The sequence below is a fragment of the Pantoea sp. Ae19-2 genome (genome assembly GCF_059801205.1).
In genome coordinates, this window is record NZ_JBCHWE010000001.1 from 3,976,499 (window position 1) to 3,997,452 (window position 20,954).

The window sequence follows — 20,954 nt, forward strand, 5'->3', positions numbered from 1 at the left end:
TAATGCCTGAGGCAAAAAAGCTGTGATCGAAAATTTGCGTAACATCGCCATCATCGCGCACGTTGACCATGGAAAGACCACCCTGGTTGATAAACTGCTGCAACAGTCCGGTACTTTCGATGCCCGTACTGAAGCCACCGAGCGCGTGATGGACTCCAATGATTTGGAGAAAGAGCGTGGGATTACCATCCTCGCAAAAAATACCGCCATTAAATGGAACGACTACCGTATCAACATCGTTGATACCCCAGGACACGCCGACTTCGGTGGTGAAGTTGAACGCGTAATGTCTATGGTGGATTCGGTACTGTTGGTTGTAGATGCGATGGATGGCCCTATGCCGCAAACCCGCTTCGTAACCAAAAAAGCGTTCGCGCATGGTTTGAAGCCGATTGTGGTTATCAACAAAGTTGACCGTCCTGGCGCGCGTCCTGATTGGGTTGTTGATCAGGTATTTGACCTGTTCGTTAACCTGGATGCGACTGACGAGCAGCTCGACTTCCCTATCATTTTCGCCTCGGCGCTGAATGGTATTGCCGGTCTTGAGCACACAGACATGGCTGACGATATGACCCCGCTGTATCAGGCTATTGTCGACCATGTATCGCCTCCACAGGTTGAAGCGGATGCCCCGCTGCAGATGCAAATCTCTCAGCTGGACTACAACAACTACCTGGGCGTTATCGGTATCGGCCGCATCAAGCGCGGTAAAGTGAAGCCTAACCAGCAAGTCACTATCATTGATAGCGAAGGTAAAACCCGTAACGGTAAAGTCGGTAAAGTGCTGACTCACCTGGGCCTGGAGCGTATTGACAGCGACCTGGCAGAAGCAGGCGATATCATTGCGATTACCGGTCTGGGCGAGCTGAACATTTCTGACACCATTTGTGATCCGCAGAACGTGCAGGCGCTGCCAGCACTGAGCGTGGATGAGCCAACGGTTACCATGTTCTTTAACGTCAACACCTCTCCGTTCTGCGGTAAAGAAGGTAAGTACGTGACGTCTCGTCAGATCCTTGAGCGTCTGAACAAAGAACTGGTTCACAACGTAGCACTGCGTGTTGAAGAAACCGAAGATGCTGACGCGTTCCGCGTATCGGGCCGTGGTGAGCTGCACCTGTCTGTTCTGATCGAGAACATGCGTCGTGAAGGTTTCGAACTGGCGGTATCCCGTCCGAAAGTTATCTTCCGCGAATTCGAAGGCCGTAAGCAAGAGCCCTTCGAGAACGTGACGCTGGATATCGAAGAAACGCATCAGGGTTCAGTCATGCAAGCCATGGGCGAGCGTAAAGGCGACCTGAAAAACATGGATCCAGATGGCAAGGGCCGCGTACGTCTTGACTACGTGATCCCAAGCCGTGGCCTGATCGGTTTCCGTAACGAATTTATGACCATGACCTCAGGTACCGGTCTGCTGTACTCCACCTTCAGTCACTACGATGATATTCGTGCGGGCGAAGTGGGCCAGCGTCAGAACGGCGTGCTGATCTCTAACGGTCAGGGTAAAGCGGTTGCGTTCGCCCTGTTCGGTCTGCAGGATCGCGGCAAGCTGTTCCTGGGTCACGGTGCAGAAGTTTATGAAGGCCAGATCATCGGTATTCACAGTCGTTCTAACGACCTGACTGTAAACTGCCTGACCGGTAAGAAGCTGACTAACATGCGTGCTTCCGGTACTGACGAAGCGACGACGCTGGTTCCACCTATCAAAATGACACTTGAGCAGGCTATCGAGTTCATTGATGATGACGAACTGGTCGAAGTGACCCCTCAGTCAGTGCGTATCCGTAAACGTCACCTGACTGAAAACGACCGTAAGCGTGCTTCACGCGGCGGTAAAGACGCATAACTGCGCTGTAGGAAGCCCCGTTTAAACGGGGCTTTTTTTTTCCTGCGCGATTGCTACCCAGAGTTAAATCTACCCTAAACCAGCCCGTAACTTCTTCTCTCCGCCCTTTCAACGTTGTGTCGTCGTGCCTTAATTTACTGTTTCTGTTTTTCTCGTCCAGGCTGCCTGTTCAGGCTGCGCTTTTACCGCTAGAGTGAATGATCCAGGGAACCCGAGGAGGCACCATGCTGTATATCTTTGATTTGGGCAATGTGATTATCGATATCGACTTTAACCGCGTACTGGGCGTCTGGAGTGACCTCAGCCGCGTGCCGCTGGCTTCGCTTCAAAGCCACTTCCATATGGATGACGCATTTGAACAGCATGAGCGCGGCGAAATCAGTGATGAGGCCTTTGCAGAAGCCCTGTGTGAGAAGCTGGATATCGCGCTGAGCTATGAACAGTTCGCGGCAGGCTGGCAGGCGGTTTTTGTGGGTGTCCGGCCGGAGACGCTGGCCGTAATGCACCAGCTAAGACAGGCGGGACATCGGGTGGTGATTCTCTCCAACACCAACGCCCTGCACTGTACCTTCTGGCCAACGCAATATCCTGACGTACAGCAGGCGGCTGACAAGATCTACCTGTCACAGGAGCTGGGCATGCGTAAACCTGAAGCGAGAATCTATCAGCATGTGTTAGATGCTGAAGGGGTGAGCGCCGATCAGGCCGTGTTCTTCGATGACAATGCCGCGAATATTGAGGGCGCGCGGGCGCTGGGAATTAACAGCGTGCTGGTAACCGACAGCACAACCGTGCCGGACTGGTTTGCAGGTCAGCATTAAGCCATGAAGTTACGTCATTTTCGCCCCGGGCTTCATGCGTTCTGGTTGTGGCTTAAGCTGCTGTGGAAGCGCATTGATAATGATGCCATGACGACGCAGGCAGGCAACCTGGCCTTTGTCTCGTTACTGGCGCTGGTGCCGTTGATTGCCGTGGTCTTTGCGCTGTTTGCTGCGTTTCCTGTGTTCTCTGATATTAGCGTACAGCTTAAGAATTTCATTTTTACCAACTTCATGCCCGCTGCGGGTAACACGCTGCAACGTTACCTTGAGCAGTTTGTGGCAAACGTGCACCGGATGACGGCCGTGGGCGCGGTGGGGTTGATCGTAACGGCGCTGTTGCTCATGCATTCCGTGGATTCGGCGCTGAATGCGATCTGGCGCAGCGACAAAAAGCGGCCGCTGGTCTATTCCTTTGCGGTTTACTGGATGATATTAACGCTCGGGCCCTTGCTGGCGGGTGCCAGTTTAGCCATTAGCTCTTATCTGCTGTCGCTGAAATGGATCAACGTGACGGGCGTAACCAGCCTGGTCGATCAGATGCTGCGTTTCTTTCCGCTGCTCTTATCGTGGCTGTCGTTTTGGCTGTTATACAGTATTGTCCCGACACAGCGGGTTCCTTCGCGCGATGCGTTGACGGGGGCGCTGGTCGCCGGACTGTTGTTTGAGCTGGGGAAAAAGGGCTTTGCGCTCTATGTTACGATGTTCCCGTCTTACCAGCTGATTTATGGTGTGCTGGCGGTGATCCCCATTTTATTCCTGTGGGTTTACTGGACCTGGTGTATCGTACTTCTCGGTGCGGAAATTACCGTGACCTTAGATGACTACCGCCAGTTCAAACGGCAGGAAAGAGAAAAAGAACGAGAGGACGGATGATTGCTTTAATTCAACGCGTTCAGCGTGCCAGCGTCAGTATTGATAACGCTGTTGTGGGTGAAATCGGACAGGGATTGTTAATACTGTTGGGCGTTGAAAAAGGTGATGATGACAAGCGCGCCGAGCGGCTGGCGGAGCGGGTGCTGGGCTATCGTATTTTTAGTGACGACCAGGGCAAGATGAACCTGAACGTCAAACAGGCGGGCGGCAGTGTGCTGGTGGTGTCTCAGTTTACGCTGGCTGCCGATACGCAAAAGGGCATGCGCCCCTCATTTTCCGGCGGGGCTGAGCCACAAGAAGCAGAACGGCTGTATGACTATTTCAGCGCGTGTTGCCGTCGCCATGACGTGATGACCGCGAATGGCCGTTTCGCCGCGGATATGCAGGTCGCGCTGGTCAACGACGGGCCAGTGACATTCTGGTTACAGGTATGACGCCGCATACCGCGCTGTTAAACCTCCGCCATCCCGCATCAGACCGAGAGAAACATTTTATGTATCATCTTCGTGTGCCACAAACGGCGGAAGAGCTGGATGTCTATTATCAGTTCCGCTGGGAAATGTTACGAAAGCCGCTGCATCAACCCCAGGGTTCTGAACGTGATGCCTGGGATGCGTTAGCGCATCATCAAATGGTAGTGGATGAGCAGGGTAAACCCGTTGCGGTAGGGCGACTTTACATCAATGCGGATAATGAGGCGGCGATCCGTTTTTTAGCCGTACACCCAACCGTTCAGGGGAAAGGCCTGGGCACGCTGGTGGCGATGACGCTGGAGTCGGTTGCGCGTCAGGAAGGCGTCAAACGTGTGACGTGCAGTGCGCGTGAGGATGCGGTGGCGTTCTTTGCCAAGCTCGGATATGTCAATCAGGGCGAAATTACTGCTCCACAGACCACGCCGGTGCGCCACTTTCTAATGATTAAGCCGGTTGTTACGCTGGATGATATCTTACACCGCGCGGACTGGTGCGGGCAGCTACAGCAGGCCTGGTACGAGCACATCCCCCTGAGTGAAAAAATGGGCGTGCGGATTCTGCAATATACCGGGCAAAAATTTATTACCACCATGCCGGAAACAGGTAATCAAAACCCGCATCATACCTTGTTTGCCGGAAGCCTGTTTTCGCTGGCCACGCTTACCGGCTGGGGGCTGATCTGGCTGCTACTGCGTGAGCGCCATCTCGGTGGCACCATTATTCTGGCCGATGCGCATATTCGCTATAGCCGTCCGATCACCGGCAGGCCGGGTGCTATTGCCGACCTTGGCTCACTGAGTGGCGATCTCGATCGCCTGGCACGGGGTCGCAAAGCCCGTGTTCAGCTGGACGTGCAGCTATTCGGTGATGATGAGTGTGGTGCGGTATTTGAAGCGGTGTACATCGTGTTGCCTGTGGATCCGGACGGGCCGCTCGAAGAGGGCGGCTCAGGGGCGCGCATCAATTAAACGACAGGGCCGCGATTGCGGCCCTGTGTGTTTTACCTCACCTGACCTGCCTGCATGGTCTGCTGCAGTTGCTGGCTGTCTGTATTCACCGACAGCGTAGCGTTAACCGACGGTGCCAGCGGCTGATCGGCCTTCAGGGAGGCATTCAGGCGCAGCTGGAAATTGCTGTCGCCTTCCAGAGGAAGGGCGGGCCAGCCCCAGTTTTGCAAGACATTGACGGGTACGCCGCGACCAGTCAGGTTAAGGCTAACCGGGCGGTCGGTTTGCTGACCTACGGTTGCCGTGCCTTCCAGTAAACCCTTAGCGCTAAACGCGCTGAGTTCCGTCACCCTGATCTGCCGATCGTCAGCCTCCAGCGCAATGGACGGATGGCGTAAATCCGTGCGGTTAAAAGTAGACTCCGCTGCATTCAGGCTCAGTTTCCCTGACCAGATCCCCCATTGATGCTGACGGGCCAACTGCAGATTCTCACCATTGCCATCCAGTGAGGTAAGCTGGAAAGGAAACGCAGGATTGATGTCGATAATCAAATTGCGGTTTGAGGTGAAACGGGTCACGGTAATCCCATCCAGCCAGTCAGGAAGGGGATCCTGCCATAACGCCCGCCAATTCTGTGGCAGCGTATATTCCAGGCCCGCGACGGCCAGGTTATTCAGTGTTAAGCGTCTGTCGTTACGTGACCAGTTACCGTCAGCCCGGATCACGCCGTTGGCCCAGCGTGAGCTGAACTGGGTCAGGGCAATCCCCTGTGGCGAGAAGTCCATATTGATAATGGGATCGTTGAGCTCGAATTTGCCATTGATAAAGTTGCCTGCGTTCATCGCCAGTGAGCCATCCTGACTCTGCCAGTCCCGGCCTTTCCAACTGATATTTTTCAATGTCAGATCGAGATCGGTTACCGCCCAGTCAGGGCCCTGCAGCCGGGCATCGGTAATATCGACGCGGTTCAGCGTAACTGAGGGCACCTCTTCAAACGGCTTCAGGAAATCGACAAGCGAGCTGGCGGTTTGCAAACGGATATCGTTCAGGCGGAGCTGATTGATCTTCCAGTTTCCCTGCGCATCGCGCTCTCCGTTACCGGTCATCGAGCCCCGGGCTAAATCCGCGCCGATGTTGCTAAACGTCATACGGCCCTGGGACACGTTGCCCTGAATCAGCACGTTTTCACCTGCCACGCTATTGAGCGTCATCTTGCCTGCACTCATCTGGAACTGTGCATCTCTACCCAGCACATCGTCGGGCAAGGGTTTCCACGGCAGAATGCCGCCATTCACCTGCAGTGCGGAAAGCGGTAAAACGGAAGCGGGACTGTCGATGCGCATGTTGTTCAGTTGCAGGCGATCGGCCTGCACGGGTAAGGCGCTATTCCTGGCCAGATTGGTCAGGTTAACCTCACCGTCACGGAGCTCTATGCTGGCAAAATGGAAGGGATCGCTGAACTGCATCAGGGCGATGCCAAGATCGACGCGTTTGGCGACCAGCACGGCCGGTTGTCCGTCATGGCCAAAACTGAAGTCATCCAGAATAATGTGTGTAGGTGATGAAAAGTTATGTTCGATTTTGCTCAGCGACAGATGCCATTCCGTTTTGTCGCTCACCCAACGGCTAAACCAGCCCGCGCCCCACTGTGTTTGCAGCAGTACATACAGCACCACTAACGCAAACAGTAGTAGTAACAATAAGGTAAGGAAAAACTTTCCTATAAATTTCATCGTATCCTTCCCGGGTTCAGTCCGCTGAAAGGTTGTTATGCCTGAATTATCGTTATAGCTCAACCGCCTGGATGTAAATCAGCATAAATAGCAGGCAGGCCGCAGCCTGCCTTAAAACGACTTTTCCGGTGGAAAGACGAGATTAAGCACAATCGCTGTGATGCCCCCTGCGGCAATGCCGGAAGACAGTAAGGTTTTCAACCAGTCCGGTGCAAACTGCAAAATCAGCGGTTGCTGTGACACGCCAAGTCCTGCGGCCAGTGAGAGGGCGATAATCATGATTGCACGCCGGTTGAGCGGCTCTCTGGAGACAATACGTACGCCGGATGCGGCGATGGTACCAAACATCACGATAGTTGCGCCGCCCAGAACCGGCTCAGGAATATGCTGCACCAGTCCACTCACCGCCGGAAACAGACCCAGCAGGATAAGCATCAGCGCTACAACAAAACCAACATAGCGGCTGGCAACGCCGGTCAGCTGGATAACGCCGTTATTCTGCCCAAAACAGGAGTTAGGAAAGGTATTAAACAGGCCAGAGACAAAGGAGTTCAGGCCGTTAGCGAGCACGCCGCCTTTCAGGCGCTTCATATAGATGGGGCCGCTCACCGGTTGTTCCGATACATCTGAGGTTGCGGTGATATCACCAATCGTTTCCAGTGAGGTCACCATAAACACCAGCATGAGCGGGATGAGCAGATTCCAGTCAAAACCCAGACCGTAATAAAGCGGAGTCGGCAACGCAACGATCGGCTGATCGGCCGGTGTGCTGATGGATGGCAGCATATTCATCGCCCAGGCCAGCAGGTAGCCCACCGCCATTGCAATCACCAGGGAGGCAACGCGGAGATAAGGATTTTTTTGACGGTTCAGAAGGATAATCACGACCAGAACGACGCCGGCCAGCAGCAGGTTTTTCGGTGCGCCGAAACTGTGATCGTTCATGGCGGCAAAGCCGCCGCCGACGGAGGTGAGGCCAACCTGAATAAGCGATAACCCAATGATCATTACGACAATACCGGACACCAGGGGCGTGATGATACGGCGAGCCAGGTGCAGCACCCGTGACAGTACCATTTCCGTGCAGGATGCGACCATCAGCGTTCCAAACAGCGCCGCCATCATCGTGGGCACATCTGCGCCGCCGTTCTTCAGCGCCATCCCACCCATAATCAGCGGTGTGACAAAGTTAAAGCTGGTGCCCTGAATAGACAGCAAACCTGAGCCAACCGGCCCCCACGTTTTAATTTGCAGCACTGAGGCTACGCCAGAGGCAAACAGGGACATGCTGATGATGTGCTGTGTGTCCTGCGCCGGTAAACCCAATGCCTGGCAGATGAGCAGCGCGGGCGTAATCACCGCAACGAACATGGCCAGCAAATGCTGACCGGCTGCAAACAGGGTTTGCGCAAGCGGCGGGCGATCTTCCAGGCGGTAGATCAGTTCACTTTTACTGACGGATGAGGAGGCTGTCTGCTGATTGGTCGACATTGTAACGGTTCCCAAAAAAAGTGAGGCGATTGTAATCTGCAACGGCTCAAAAGCAAACGTTTGCTAACGGTGGCAAAAAAAGTGTCAGGCGTTGCTGTAGCGGCCGGTTTCCGGCAGCCAGCGCTCGATTAGGGCCTGTGCCTGTTCAGGATAGTGCTGGTGGATATGCCGTGCGACGCGTTGAACTTCAGGAATCATGGCCTGATCGCGCAGGAGATCGGCAACCTTAAACTCAGCATTACCGGTTTGGCGCGTTCCCAACAGTTCACCCGGCCCCCGAATCTCCAGATCGTGTTGGGCAATCACAAAGCCGTCGTTGCTGTCGCGTAGCACCTGCAAACGCTTCTGCGCCGTTTTGCTCAGCGGCGCTTTGTACAGCAGCACACAGTGAGAGGCAACCGCACCCCGTCCCACGCGTCCGCGTAGCTGGTGCAGCTGAGCCAGCCCAAGCCGTTCCGGGTTTTCAATAATCATCAGGCTGGCGTTTGGCACGTCCACGCCGACTTCAATTACGGTAGTAGCGATTAACAGCTGGATCTCGTTCGCTTTGAAAGCCTGCATGACTGCCAGCTTTTCCGCCGGTTTCATACGACCATGCACCAGTCCCACCCGCAAATCAGGCAGCGCCACGTTGAGTTCTTCCCATGTGGCTTCTGCCGCCTGGGCTTCCAGCAGGTCCGATTCTTCAATCAACGTACAGACCCAGTAAGCCTGACGGCCCTCGTGACAGGCCTTTTGTACGCGCTCAATAATCTCACTGCGACGGCTGTCCGGAATGGCAACGGTCGTGACCGGCGTCCTGCCTGGCGGCAATTCGTCAATGGTTGATGTATCCAGATCGGCATAGGCGGTCATGGCCAGCGTGCGCGGAATGGGAGTGGCGGTCATGATCAGCTGATGGGGATGAAAACCCTGCTCCTCCCCCTTTTCCCATAGCGCGAGCCGTTGATGAACACCAAACCGGTGTTGCTCATCAATAATCACCAGCGCCAGCCCGTTGAACTTCACCTGCTCCTGAAACAGTGCATGTGTGCCAACGACCATGGCGACACTACCGCTCGCGATGGCATCCTGCTGCGCCTGACGCGCTTTGCCTTTTTGTTTACCTGCCAGCCAGCCAACTTCCAGACCCAGTGGCGCGAGCCATTGACGAAAATTGATTGCATGCTGTTCGGCCAGCAACTCTGTCGGTGCCATCATCGCCACCTGTTTGCCATGAGCAATAACGTTCAGGGCGGCGAGCGCCGCGACCAGCGTTTTACCCGATCCCACGTCGCCCTGGACGAGCCGCAACATGGGATAATCGTGCGCTAAGTCTTTTTCGATTTCCGCCACGACGCGTTTCTGAGCCGACGTGGGCGAAAAAGGCAGAGCGGCCAGTAACTGGTCACTCAATGTATGTCGGGCAGGCATGGGCAGAGCATAATGGCGCTGTGCGCCAGCCCGAACCGCCAACATACTCAGGTTATGCGCCAGCAGTTCTTCCAGAATCAGCCTGCGCTGCGCAGGATGGTGCCCGCTTTCAAGTTCGCTGAGTTTCTCATCTGGCGGTGGCCGATGCAGCGTATGTAAGGCCTCGGGCAGGCTGATCAGTCCGCCGCTTAACGCCTGCGGCAACAGCTCCGTAATCGGGCAGTTTTCCAGCAAAGTTAACGCCTGGTCGGTAAGGTTGCGCAGCGTCGCCTGACGAATGCCATCAGTTGTGGGATAAACGGGCGTCAGGGTTTCTTCCAGCGTCACGGTGCTGTGCTCGCCCTGTACACGGTATTCCGGATGAATGATTTCTGCACCGCGCTGGCCACGTTTTATTTCACCATAGGCGGTGACACGTCTGCCCGGCGCGAGGCTGTTTTTCATCCCGGCATTAAAGTTGAAGAAGCGCATGCTCAGCACGCCGCTGCCGTCACTGATTTGGCACACCATCATGCGCCGGCGGCCAAAAGTAATCTCGGTATGCAGGACATCGCCTTCAACAGTTGCCCAAATGCCCGGTAACAGGTCATTAATGGCATAAAGTTGGGTACGATCTTCATAACGCAGGGGAAGGTGAAGCAGTAAATCCTGAATGGTATGCAGGCCAATTTTAGCCAGCTTTGCCGCCTGACTGGCGCCGACGCCGGTCAGGGTACTGAGCGGGATGGCATCCAGCAGACGGCCTTTCATTTCTTACTTCTGCCTGTAGATTGCATCGTTGCCCACCAGGTTTCATCGGCTTCTATCTCGCCCTGAGCATTGATATAAGGATACGGCATGCGCTTGTGCTTTGCCACGCGGGCCAGAACGGGATAGCCACCCTCAAACAGCAGGCGCTGTTGCTCTTCCGGGGCTAAAAGGCTGGCCTGACGTTGATACATACCGGCATTTTGACGCTGGCGCTGCGCTTCATAAAGAATCAGGGCAGATGCAACGGAAACGTTGAGTGACTGAACCATACCGACCATCGGAATAATGATATGACGATCGGCCAACGCCAGAGCTTCATCAGTAATACCGGTTTTTTCCTGCCCCATCAAAATGCAGGTGGGTTTGGTGTAATCAATCTCACGAAAATCCACGGCGTCAGCAGAGAGGTTGGTCGCCAGTATCTGCATGTTTTGCGTTTTAAGATGGCTAATGGCGTCGTTGATTGAGCGGTGCGTTACCACGTTCACCCAGCTGTTACTGCCGGCCGATGCCGACGCCTGGGTGCGCATGCGCTGGCTGGGCCATACGGCATGGACCTCATGAATCCCTACCGCGTCGGCGGTACGAATGACAGCGGAAACGTTATGAGGCTTATGCACCTGCTCCATGCAGACGGTAAGGTCGTGCTGGCGCAGGGCCAGCATTTCCTGGATACGAGCAAAGCGTTGAGGATTCATGCACTAGTTACGGTTGCGGTGAACTTTGATCACATCCGGCATCACACGAATCTTACGCATGATATTCGCCAGGTGGACGCGATCGCGTGCGGTCAGACGGATAAAGGCACTGTAAACGCGGCCATCGCGCTCTTCGGTATTCAGACTCTGAATATTGGATCCGGCGGTATTAATGGCTGCCGTGAGATTAGCCAGTGCACCCTGGTGGTTAAACATATCCACCTTGATCTCAGCCACAAACTCCTGTTCGGTGACTTTATCCCACTCTACCGGCATGAATTTTTCTGGCTCTTTTTGGTAGCCGCGAATATTTCGACAGGATTCATGGTGAACAACCAGGCCTTTACCGGGGCTGACGTGAGCGACAATGGGATCGCCAGGAATAGGGCGACAGCATTTCGCAAAGGTAATCAGCACACCGTCTGCACCTTTGATGGGCAGCTTGCCTTGTTTTTTGTTATTGCTGAGCGTGCTGGTGTCGGTCTGGAGCAGGTTCTTGGCCACGACCACGCTCATTGCATTACCCAGACCGATTTCCGCTAACAGATCGTCCAGTGACGTCAGTTTCATGCGATCAAGCTCATGCTTGATGTTTTCAGCCGGTACTTCCGCCAGTTTACGACTGCCGCCTATTGCATGGCTGAGCAGGCGACGTCCCAGGTTTACCGAGTCTTCGCGCTTGAGGTTTTTCAGTAGCTGACGGATCTTAGCGCGAGCTTTGGAACTGACCACGAAGTTGAGCCAGGCGGCGTTAGGACGCGCGCCGGGCGCGGTGATGATCTCGATAGTTTGGCCGCTGGTGAGCGTCTGAGACAGCGGATAAGGCTGACGATCAACGCGCGCGCCTACACAAGCATGACCAATATCGGTATGTACCGCGTAGGCGAAATCGACCGGCGTGGAGCCTGTCGGCAGTTCGACGATACGGCCTTCTGGCGTAAAGACGTAGATCTCATCCGGGAAGAGATCGGATTTCACGCTTTCGATGAATTCAAATGAACTGCCGGCGCTCTGTTGCAGTTCAAGCAGGCTTTGCAGCCAACGCTGAGCGCGGATTTGCGCCGTGGTACCGCTTTCGCCTGCCTGCTTATAGGCCCAGTGCGCGGCAACCCCCATTTCAGCCATCTGATCCATATCTTCGGTACGGATTTGCACCTCAACCGGTACGCCATGTGGCCCGATCATCGAGGTATGCAAAGATTGATAGCCGTTAGCTTTGGGGATTGCAATATAGTCTTTTACCCGGCCCGGACGCGGCTTGTACAAGCTGTGCATCTGACCCAGCACGCGATAACAGGTATCTAAATCTTTGACGATAACGCGAAAGGCATAGATATCCATGATCGAGTGAAAACGCTGCTCTTTGAGCGTCATTTTGCGGTAGATAGAGTAAAGGTGCTTTTCGCGCCCACTTACCCGGCAGGGGATACCGGCTTCCTGCAGGCGGCCATCGATTTCAGAGAGGATTTTTTGAATCATCTCTTTACGGTTGCCGCGGGCCGCTTTCACGACCTCTTTAATCACCCGAAAACGATTGGGATAGAGCGCTTCAAAACCGAGCTCTTCCAGTTCTGTTTTTAGGTGATGAATACCCAGGCGGTGCGCCAGTGGACTGTATATTTCCAGCGTTTCGAGCGCGATGCGACGACGTTTATCGGGACGTAACGACCCGAGCGTTCGCATGTTGTGGGTACGGTCAGCCAGCTTGATGAGAATGACACGGATATCCTGCACCATTGCCATAATCATCTTGCGGAAGTTCTCTGCCTGCGCCTCTTTCTTGTCACGGAATTTCAGCTTATCCAGCTTTGAAACGCCTTCAACCAGTTCGGCAACGCTCTTGCCAAACAGCTGTTCCATATCCTGATAGGTGGCTGGCGTGTCTTCAATAACATCGTGCAAAAGCGCGGCCATGAGCGTTTCATGGTCGAGCTTCATTTCTGCCAGAATACAGGCTACTGCAACAGGATGGGTGATGTAAGGCTCGCCGCTGGAGCGTGTCTGTCCCTCGTGGGCATCACGTGACACAAGATAAGCTTGCTTGAGGCGCTTAATCTGGTCCTCAGGCAAGTATTGTTCAATCAGTTGATTGAGACTTTCAAACAGATACAAGGTTGACCTGCAGCTAGCTGTTAACGACGACCTTCAGCGATAGCGGTAACGGCCTTTAACTCAGCGGCTTCCTGCTCTTGCTGCTCCTGACGATCACGCACATCTAAAATCTGATTGGTGACCAAACCTTCTTCGATTTCGCGCAGTGCGATAACGGTAGGTTTATCGTTCTCTTCCGGAACCAGCGGATCTTTTCCGCCTACCTGCATCTGACGTGCACGACGTGCAGCGACCAACACCAGGTCAAAACGATTACCAACTTTTTCTACTGCGTCCTGAACGGTTACGCGTGCCATAGGTGTGCTACTCCACAGATGAAGAAATGACTCGGCATCATACTGAAACTGGGTTCAGACTGCCAACAGTTTGCTGATTAAAGCATCATGGCGCGCTTTCTGACGGGCCATGCGCAGACGTTCTGCGCGAATAATGGTTTTCAGATCCGATAACGCCAGATCAAAATCATCATTCACAATTAAATAGTCGTATTCGGCGTAGTGGCTCATTTCTGCCACGGCCTGTGCCATCCGACGTGCAATGACCTCTTCGCTGTCCTGACCGCGACCACGCAGGCGACGATCCAGTTCTTCTTTCGAAGGCGGCAAGACAAATATGCTGCGCGCTTCTGGCATCTTAGCGCGAATTTGCTGCGCGCCCTGCCAGTCAATATCAAGAAAAACGTCCACGCCGGTCGCCAGGACCTGTTCAATTGCCTTACGCGAGGTGCCGTAATAGTTGTCGAAAACTTTCGCGTGCTCCAGAAAAGCATCTTCCGCGATCATTTTTTCGAACTCATGCTGTTGAACAAAGAAGTAATGTTCACCATGCGCTTCGCCCGGACGCATACCACGGGTGGTATGGGAAACAGACACTTGCGTATCATACAGCGGCTGCGTTTTTAACAGTGCCTGAATCAGACTGGATTTTCCTGCACCACTGGGCGCAGAAACAATATAGAGCGTACCTTGGGCCATGATTTTCTTGAATTGATTAAGTGCGGAGTCGGTTTCCTGCACAGTATACACAGCTTCCCCGCCCCACGCAGCGTTTGCGCCATCCTCAAAGCGAAAAGTTTATGCGACATGCTACGCAGCCCAGTCCGCAGCAGCTGAAAACACAACTCTTTGTTCGCCTAACCCGTTCCAGAACACCGGAACAGGGCTGGCTCAGCCTGATGTTCAGAGATTGAATGGTTCAAAATCAGGAGGTGACGAATGAGAGGGATGTTTATTGTTGGGCTGCTACTGGTATTCAGCACGTTTTCTTCCCTTGCGGCTTTGTGCCCCGCCTGGACGTCAGCGCGTGCCGTCAGTGAGATCGCGCATTTGCAACAGCAACTTCGGCAGTGGGATAAGGCGTATTTCCAGCAAGGGCGCTCGCTGGTTAGTGACGCAGACTACGATAGCTTGCAGCAGCGGCTTAACCACTGGCAGCGCTGTTTTACTCAGGCTGCGGATGAATATGTGCCTGCCTTGCCTGAGGACGGTACGCAGTGGCATCCCGTTGCGCACACCGGCGTTAAAAAAGTACGGGATAAACGTGCGCTGGGTTACTGGATGCAGGCACGAAACGATCTTTGGGTACAACCAAAAATCGATGGCGTTGCCGTCTCCCTGATCTATCGACAGGGAAAACTGGTCTCGCTAATCAGCCGCGGCGATGGGTTACACGGCGAGCAGTGGCTGGCGAAAGCCCATCATATTCCTGCCATTCCATCGGTTATCGACAGTCAGCAAGGCAGCATCGTCCTGCAGGGCGAGCTTTTTTTGAAGATGACCGGTCATCAGCAGGCTGTGGACGGCGGCAGGAATGCCAGAGCCCGTGTGGCAGGGGCAATGATGAGCCAGGCTGACTCGCCGCTGCTGGCACAACTGGGTATTTTTATCTGGAGTTGGCCTGACGGGCCGGCGAGTATGCCTGAACGTCTGGCCCGGTTGAGCTCATGGGGCTTTGACCTCGCCAGCCACTGGACTCAACCCGTTCAGGATGAAGAGGATGCGGCAAGCTGGCGCGAGCGCTGGTTTCACGCGCCCTTGCCTTTTGTTACCGACGGTATTGTTGTGCACCAGGCTGCCCGCCCGGCAGGAAAGTACTGGCAGCCCGGTGAGGGTGAGTGGGCCATCGCCTGGAAATACCAGCCACCGGAGGTGAGCAGTGAGGTACGATCCGTAGATTTCTCAATAGGACGAACGGGAAAGGTGGCGGTCGTACTGAATATTCAGCCCGTTCAGCTTGATGACAAAACCGTCAGGCGTGTCAACATAGGGTCGTTAAAACGCTGGCGAGAGCAGGATGTCATCGCGGGAGATCAGGTGACGGTTAGCCTGGCAGGACAGGGAATTCCCCGGCTGGAGCGCGTTATCTGGCGCGTGGCGCAGCGTGATTACCCTGAGCCACCGGGTTCTGAGCACTTCACTCATCTGAGTTGTTATACGTTAACGCCGGATTGCCATCGCCAGTTACTGGCTCGCCTGAGCTGGCTGAGTCAAAAGTTCGTGCTGAATATTCCCAGCGTTCAGCGCAGCACCTGGCAGCGACTACTGGATACCGGTTGTATTACGCACCTGTTTTCCTGGCTGACGATTACGCCAGAACAGATTGCCGCTGCAGCAGGCATCTCCTCTGAAAGAGCACAGCAAATCTGGCATAGGTTCGAATTGACCCGCCAGCAACCTTTGCGTCGCTGGGTTAACGCATTGGGCATCGCGTTGCCCCAAAAGGCACTTCGCGCCTTGGCCGATAAAGAGTGGGAACCCTTGCTTGCTCGTGATGTGCAAACCTGGCAAGCGCTGCCCGGCGTGGGCGCAAGGCGTGCTGAACGCATTGCCGCACAATTTCAGGATGCCGGGCTGCGGAAGTTGATTACCTTTTTGCAGCAGCAGGGCATCCCGGCATCATCAGTGTTCAGGGTGGGGATAATTGAAGATGGGCAAGCCGAGTCGAAACCGCAGTGCCAGCAGGCGGGCAAAGAAACCGAAAAGTAAGGTGATGATGATCACCAGCTCATGTGCCAGAGGCGTTTTCAGTAGCAGGATGTACATCCAGCCAGAAGCGAAAGCGATACCGGCGTAAAGCTCTTTTTGAAAAACCAGCGGGATACGATTACAAAACATATCACGCAAAACCCCACCAAATACGCCGGTGATGACGGCACTTATCGCGGCAATGATCATGGCATGACCTGAATCCAGCGCAACCTGAGCGCCAATGATGGAGAACACCACCAGACCCAGCGCATCCAGAACCAGAAATACCTTGCGCAGATGTGTCATCAACGGCGCGGCAAAGGTGGTCACCACGGCAGCCGCGGCGACGATCATGATGTACTCAGGATGCTTTACCCAACCCAGTGGATAATGGCCAAGCAGAATATCGCGTACTGAACCCCCGCCTATCGCGGTCACAGAAGCAATAATGATCACGCCAAACAGGTCCATTTTACGACGGCCGGCGGCAAGTGCACCCGTCATCGCTTCAGCGGTGATACCAATGATATAGAGAACAGTAAGTAACATAGCAGGCTCCAGGAAGACGGCGGCAAGGCTACGCCACTGAAGAGCACGGCGCGACTGAGATTTTCTGTTAGTGACGTTAAAAGTATTAGTAAAAATTATCCCGTTCGGGATAAGGCATTAATAATCAATAAGGTGCATGGGGGAAGACACCAGCAGAGATGAAATTTTTTATTGGTTTTAATTCAGACACGCCAGGGGGCGCTGACGCATTGCCCTGATCTTGCACTCTGCCATGACATTATGTTGGTCTAAACAGGGAAAGGAAACAACGCAAGAAAGCTATGCAGGGTGAAACCCTGTTGGGTTAATGGCAGCCCGCATGCAGAGGCCGGTGAAAAGCAGGACAGAATCCGCAGGAATAACCAATAACGGAAAGGGCTGTGTGTTCTCAAAAAAACGTGCTGACTGGCAGCACGTGAAGACCTTTTTTCAGATGCCTGAAGTCCAAATACCTTCTTATCGCGGTACGTTCCTGATACAAACCTGGAAAAAGGTTTTCAGATTAAATTGATACTCGGGTTGAAACCAGACCCGGCCATAACAGCAGTAAGCCAGCATCTTTACTGAAATCATTGCCAGATAGCCCCATAACGCGCATAACACTGAAGGCGTGCTCCACACAGTCAGCAGCGTAATGATCAGTCCAACGAATACGGATGATATTTCACAAAAAGCGATATCGGAATACTGCTTTTCGCGCTGCAAGATCGCGCGGTAATGTTGACCCTGAGGGATGATAATAAAGATGACCGCTGCCATCTCCAGCATCATGGTAATCTCTGGCTGGTTAAAAAGATGATCGGCAACAATGCCGGAAATAAAAAGCGCAGAAAAAATCAGGAGGCCCATTAACACATTCCCCCAATATATGACGGACAACGTATTGTCGGAGAGGGGAGAATAGCGAATCACTTTGTTTGAAAAACCGCGATCCGCCAGTGTATCTATGACTAAAAGGCCGGCAATCACGACAGCCAGAAAATTGAATGCTTCTGCCTGCAGGATTTTACCCAGCAGGGAAAGTTGCAACACGCCAATGCTTAAGATTTTTATTGATGAAAGAAAGGGCCATTTAGCGTCAATAATATTTATTTTACGTATAGCCATGGTTTTTTCCATCGTGTAAATAATTATAGTGGTAAGCGGAGGTGAAATCCTGGCTTAGCGTTTGGTCTGTTTATACAGGTTATATTAACGGTCAAGCTGATGCTGTCGCGAACGGATCTATAGTGCGCATATTTCCCCTGGTGATGCTGAATCCCTGTTGTTGTTTTAATTATCCAGACGTCATTCATAATTATAACATTCATGATGCCATAATGAACATTACTGAACGCCTTTATTATATCGTTATATAAGTATTGCTGTGTGTAGGTGATTTATAGCGCTTTTTATTAGAAATAACATCATAAGGAAAATCTGATATACGATTTGAGATAGGCGTTAATATTGAGTGGCTGCATGATTTTTTTTGACTGACAGATAAAATCTACATATTTATTTGTGCCAGAATTCGGTGTGACTATCCAGCATAAAAGAGTGTGGAATAAAAAAGGCTTTTAAACACTGTACATAGGCACGCTGTGAAAGCGTGAGCCAGGATTTTTCCGCTATAAAATGCTTAAGCAGCGGCAAAGCATAAACACGTTTGTTACGCGCGTGAGGGGTAAATACTTAAACATTCTGAACATAAAAACCAGAGCGTAAGAATGACTCAACCGCTGTACTGGCAAAACAGCCTTTGGCAGTGATTAAAGAAAGCAGGGAAAGGCGGGGCTGGATAGGGGTTTCTGCTTTCAGGCTGAACCTGCCTTGTTTGCCGTAACGGTAAAACAAATCTCGCCTGAAAAAGTAAAGCAGGCCAGAGCCTGCTTTGTCTTTATACGTAAAGAGACGCTTCACCCGGTGGGCGCGTTTTAAACCGGCGATGTAGCCAGAGGTACTGCTCCGGCGCGCGCATAATCTGGCTTTCGATCACCTTATTCATGTAAGCAGCAGCGGCTGATTCATCTTTGTGAGGATAGTTTTCCAGAATCGGTTCAATAATCAGTTTATAGCCATCGTTGCCGGGATTACGAATCAGCATGATTGGCACCATAGCTGGCTTGGCCAGGCGAGATAAAACATAGGTACCGTTCGTTGTCGCTGCTTTCTCAACGGCAAACAGTGGCGCAAATGTACTGCCTTTAGGGCCGTAATCCTGGTCCGGTGCAAACCAGACGGATTCGCCCTGCTTAAGTGCCTGCACCATGCCGCGCAGATCGCGACGGTCAATCATCGCCTTGTTGGAACGCATCCGGCCTTTGGTTTGTACGTATTCCATCGCGCGGTTGTTATGCGGACGGTACATAGCCATCATCGGCTGACACAACCCGCTGATGCGGCCACCCAGCTCTAAGGACATAAAATGGATGCCGATTAACATCACGCCACGGCCTTCATTTTGAGCTGAATAGAGGTTTGCAAGGCCAGAGACGTTGAATAAACGTTTAACCGCATGATCAGGCCAGAACCAGGCAATACCCGTTTCAACCAGTGCCATACCGAGAGAGGCAAAATTACCCGCGATCATTCTTTCTTTTTCTTCGTCACTGATAAAAGGAAAGCAGAGTTCAATATTACGACGGGTTATACGCTCTCGGCGCTGAAGGAAATGACGGGAAAGTTTACCGGCACCTGCACCCAATCTCATCAGAACAGGATAAGGGAGTTGAACCAGAAGCCAGAGAATGCCTAGACCGAACCATGTAAACCAATAACGCGGGTGTAAAAGTGTGCTGCTGAACTGCCTGGTGTTTTTCATCATTGACCTTAAAGGATTGATGGATGTAACGCAAAAAGACCCATTCCTTAAGTTCCCAAGCGGTACGGCTGTACTAACTACGACCAGCACTTTATCAAAAAGTGCCCTCTGTCACAGTGAGCTTTCGTCATCCTGTGGATTAAGACGATCGATGGAATGGCCTACTGAACGAACAAAACAGGGTGGTGTTTTATTTTTTAATGATTTAAAAACAACGTCTTAAGTATACTCTTGTAAAGCCAGAACGTTAAGGGAAGCGTAGGGAAATTAAGACAGTTCTGTACTCACAAGCTAAAATCTTTTCGAAAAACTTACATTCAGAGTGGCAAAATTCTAAAAATTGGCTAAGGACGAGTATGCGCCGGGATGTGATGAAAAGCGACATGATCCGTGCGATAAGTGATTTCGGCAGATCATAAGAGGAGAGAGTAAGGACATGCGTCTTCACAGGCTATACACGTCTGTCCCCGTACGTCACATCATAGCCTGAAAGAACATGCTGTACAAAAAAGGAGCGCTAGTAGTAATTCACAGTCATCATGCGGTAATTACCGACTTTTTTTAACTGCATCGTGCCCAGCTTGAATGGCAAAGATTGCTGGCTGTCATTCAACCCTAGGGTGGCAGCTTCGGTTTTACCCCCTCTTGTGCAGCTTTGCTTAATCTGAGAATGAACAATCAGGGTATCACATCCGGTCTCCACAATAGCACCACGAAAAGTGATTTGGCCGCCAGTTGCAAATGACGAGGATGATAATGCCATTAAGACAAATACATAAGTTAGTTTTTTCATGGCTTGACACTCTGTGTTGATTTTCATAAACAAAGAACGGCACCAAATAATAAAACTTTAGTCGATCGTGCTTTTTTATTTTTTAAAAATTATTTTATACGATAGTGTGAGTGATTAGCACTTACAGACTCTTATTAATGCCGATTTCTGGAAGAAGCTTAGTGGATTATAGTTCAACACCTTATGGGCATTTTTTTTCTTAGTAAGATTTTCTCTTTTTTAACAAATTCGCCTGAATACTGGGCGGTCAATCACAAAACAACCCGTTTCAATAATGCGTATGAAAATTGGGGTGCAGGTAGGCTGAAATGCGGCATACAGGTCATGTATCACCCAGATGAAAACATGTTCATTATCCGTACTTGGATTGTTGTGCGTCTGGGCTTCTTCGCGTTTTAGTTTCCGGCCTGCTTATCACATCTCACTATTCGGTTGGCGAAGGTTCTTCGGTGAGGACGGTTTACTTAAGAAATAAGGAGGCCTTGCCGAGAGGGCTGCATAATACTGACGATAAAAATCAATTCCATGTTCCGTTAAAAAAGGGAGCACCGAAAATGATAAGTTAACACTAAAGGGTTACAGATTTTATCTGTCTGACCAGAAAGCATCAGTAAAACGGGCGCCCAGTGCGCTTACAGCAGGTTGTTGAGCCTTTTTTACGCGCCTAAATTTGCTGAGCAGCAATG

The 20,954-nt window shown here is 52.3% G+C and carries 17 protein-coding genes; 6 read left to right on the forward strand and 11 right to left on the reverse strand.

What is annotated here, in order from left to right; genetic code table 11:
• The first annotated feature begins 22 nt into the window (after positions 1-22).
• From typA to fabY, 5 genes are all read left to right on the forward strand, one after another.
• A complete protein-coding gene (typA, locus tag AAIE03_RS18240; RefSeq protein WP_014332992.1) occupies positions 23-1,846 on the forward strand; it encodes a ribosome-dependent GTPase TypA in 1,824 nt (607 codons plus the stop codon).
• A 224-nt stretch (positions 1,847-2,070) separates the two neighbouring features.
• Positions 2,071-2,667, forward strand: a complete 597-nt coding sequence (gene yihX, locus AAIE03_RS18245; protein ID WP_014332993.1) for a glucose-1-phosphatase — start codon at positions 2,071-2,073, stop codon at positions 2,665-2,667.
• A 3-nt stretch (positions 2,668-2,670) separates the two neighbouring features.
• Complete coding sequence (locus AAIE03_RS18250; protein WP_013027778.1) at positions 2,671-3,540, forward strand: virulence factor BrkB family protein; 870 nt, start codon at positions 2,671-2,673, stop codon at positions 3,538-3,540.
• Positions 3,537-3,974, forward strand: a complete 438-nt coding sequence (gene dtd, locus AAIE03_RS18255; RefSeq protein WP_013027777.1) for a D-aminoacyl-tRNA deacylase — start codon at positions 3,537-3,539, stop codon at positions 3,972-3,974. The genes AAIE03_RS18250 and dtd overlap by 4 nt, the downstream gene beginning before the upstream one ends.
• Before the next feature lie 59 nt (positions 3,975-4,033).
• A complete protein-coding gene (gene fabY / locus AAIE03_RS18260) occupies positions 4,034-4,981 on the forward strand; it encodes a fatty acid biosynthesis protein FabY (RefSeq protein ID WP_026020958.1) in 948 nt (315 codons plus the stop codon).
• Between the two features lie 32 nt (positions 4,982-5,013).
• Here fabY and AAIE03_RS18265 read toward each other — a convergent pair whose 3' ends face one another.
• From AAIE03_RS18265 to gmk, 7 genes are all read right to left on the reverse strand, one after another.
• On the reverse strand, positions 5,014-6,693 hold the full coding sequence (locus tag AAIE03_RS18265) for an AsmA family protein (protein ID WP_028715919.1): 1,680 nt from the start codon (positions 6,691-6,693) through the stop codon (positions 5,014-5,016).
• Positions 6,694-6,804: 111 nt separating this feature from the next.
• Positions 6,805-8,184 (reverse strand): nucleobase:cation symporter-2 family protein, encoded by a 1,380-nt coding sequence (locus AAIE03_RS18270; protein WP_498563112.1) that lies wholly within the window; start codon positions 8,182-8,184, stop codon positions 6,805-6,807.
• 84 nt (positions 8,185-8,268) lie between these two features.
• Positions 8,269-10,347 (reverse strand): ATP-dependent DNA helicase RecG, encoded by a 2,079-nt coding sequence (gene recG, locus AAIE03_RS18275; RefSeq protein ID WP_498563113.1) that lies wholly within the window; start codon positions 10,345-10,347, stop codon positions 8,269-8,271.
• Positions 10,344-11,045 carry a tRNA (guanosine(18)-2'-O)-methyltransferase TrmH gene (trmH, locus tag AAIE03_RS18280; RefSeq protein ID WP_014332997.1) on the reverse strand — a complete coding sequence of 234 codons (702 nt, stop codon included), beginning with the start codon at positions 11,043-11,045 and terminating at the stop codon, positions 10,344-10,346. Before trmH ends, recG begins: the two co-directional genes overlap by 4 nt.
• Before the next feature lie 3 nt (positions 11,046-11,048).
• Positions 11,049-13,157: a bifunctional GTP diphosphokinase/guanosine-3',5'-bis pyrophosphate 3'-pyrophosphohydrolase gene (gene spoT, locus AAIE03_RS18285; protein WP_426144394.1), complete on the reverse strand. Its 2,109-nt coding sequence runs from the start codon at positions 13,155-13,157 to the stop codon at positions 11,049-11,051.
• 20 nt (positions 13,158-13,177) lie between these two features.
• Positions 13,178-13,453, reverse strand: coding sequence for a DNA-directed RNA polymerase subunit omega (gene rpoZ / locus AAIE03_RS18290; protein WP_498563114.1), 276 nt, complete (start codon positions 13,451-13,453; stop codon positions 13,178-13,180).
• A gap of 54 nt (positions 13,454-13,507) precedes the next feature.
• Positions 13,508-14,131 carry a guanylate kinase gene (gmk, locus tag AAIE03_RS18295; RefSeq protein ID WP_014332998.1) on the reverse strand — a complete coding sequence of 208 codons (624 nt, stop codon included), beginning with the start codon at positions 14,129-14,131 and terminating at the stop codon, positions 13,508-13,510.
• 240 nt (positions 14,132-14,371) lie between these two features.
• On the opposite strand from gmk, the gene ligB reads away from it, so the two are divergent.
• Positions 14,372-16,141: an NAD-dependent DNA ligase LigB gene (ligB, locus tag AAIE03_RS18300; RefSeq protein ID WP_498563115.1), complete on the forward strand. Its 1,770-nt coding sequence runs from the start codon at positions 14,372-14,374 to the stop codon at positions 16,139-16,141.
• Here ligB and AAIE03_RS18305 read toward each other — a convergent pair.
• The 4 genes from AAIE03_RS18305 to AAIE03_RS18320 all read right to left on the reverse strand — a co-directional run bounded on the left by AAIE03_RS18305 (position 16,055) and on the right by AAIE03_RS18320 (position 20,268).
• Positions 16,055-16,672 carry a trimeric intracellular cation channel family protein gene (locus tag AAIE03_RS18305; protein WP_013027768.1) on the reverse strand — a complete coding sequence of 206 codons (618 nt, stop codon included), beginning with the start codon at positions 16,670-16,672 and terminating at the stop codon, positions 16,055-16,057. The two genes, ligB and AAIE03_RS18305, sit on opposite strands and share 87 nt — an antisense overlap.
• Before the next feature lie 456 nt (positions 16,673-17,128).
• Entirely contained in the window at positions 17,129-17,791 is a 663-nt protein-coding gene (locus AAIE03_RS18310) for an oligosaccharide flippase family protein (RefSeq protein WP_498563116.1), read from the reverse strand.
• A gap of 760 nt (positions 17,792-18,551) precedes the next feature.
• Positions 18,552-19,475, reverse strand: a complete 924-nt coding sequence (lpxP, locus tag AAIE03_RS18315; protein ID WP_145033219.1) for a kdo(2)-lipid IV(A) palmitoleoyltransferase — start codon at positions 19,473-19,475, stop codon at positions 18,552-18,554.
• A gap of 517 nt (positions 19,476-19,992) precedes the next feature.
• Positions 19,993-20,268, reverse strand: a complete 276-nt coding sequence (locus AAIE03_RS18320) for a YmdA family protein (protein ID WP_019105388.1) — start codon at positions 20,266-20,268, stop codon at positions 19,993-19,995.
• Positions 20,269-20,954: the final 686 nt, after the last annotated feature.

Coding starts and splice junctions, on each gene's coding strand:
- AAIE03_RS18320 (WP_019105388.1), bottom strand. CDS start 20,268: ATGAAAAAACTAACTTATGTATTTGTCTTAATGGCATTATCATCCTCG.
- AAIE03_RS18310 (WP_498563116.1), bottom strand. CDS start 17,791: ATGGAAAAAACCATGGCTATACGTAAAATAAATATTATTGACGCTAAA.
- AAIE03_RS18250 (WP_013027778.1), top strand. CDS start 2,671: ATGAAGTTACGTCATTTTCGCCCCGGGCTTCATGCGTTCTGGTTGTGG.
- AAIE03_RS18265 (WP_028715919.1), bottom strand. CDS start 6,693: ATGAAATTTATAGGAAAGTTTTTCCTTACCTTATTGTTACTACTACTG.
- gmk (WP_014332998.1), bottom strand. CDS start 14,131: ATGGCCCAAGGTACGCTCTATATTGTTTCTGCGCCCAGTGGTGCAGGA.
- yihX (WP_014332993.1), top strand. CDS start 2,071: ATGCTGTATATCTTTGATTTGGGCAATGTGATTATCGATATCGACTTT.
- trmH (WP_014332997.1), bottom strand. CDS start 11,045: ATGAATCCTCAACGCTTTGCTCGTATCCAGGAAATGCTGGCCCTGCGC.
- dtd (WP_013027777.1), top strand. CDS start 3,537: ATGATTGCTTTAATTCAACGCGTTCAGCGTGCCAGCGTCAGTATTGAT.
- rpoZ (WP_498563114.1), bottom strand. CDS start 13,453: ATGGCACGCGTAACCGTTCAGGACGCAGTAGAAAAAGTTGGTAATCGT.
- fabY (WP_026020958.1), top strand. CDS start 4,034: ATGTATCATCTTCGTGTGCCACAAACGGCGGAAGAGCTGGATGTCTAT.
- ligB (WP_498563115.1), top strand. CDS start 14,372: ATGAGAGGGATGTTTATTGTTGGGCTGCTACTGGTATTCAGCACGTTT.
- AAIE03_RS18270 (WP_498563112.1), bottom strand. CDS start 8,184: ATGTCGACCAATCAGCAGACAGCCTCCTCATCCGTCAGTAAAAGTGAA.
- lpxP (WP_145033219.1), bottom strand. CDS start 19,475: ATGAAAAACACCAGGCAGTTCAGCAGCACACTTTTACACCCGCGTTAT.
- AAIE03_RS18305 (WP_013027768.1), bottom strand. CDS start 16,672: ATGTTACTTACTGTTCTCTATATCATTGGTATCACCGCTGAAGCGATG.
- recG (WP_498563113.1), bottom strand. CDS start 10,347: ATGAAAGGCCGTCTGCTGGATGCCATCCCGCTCAGTACCCTGACCGGC.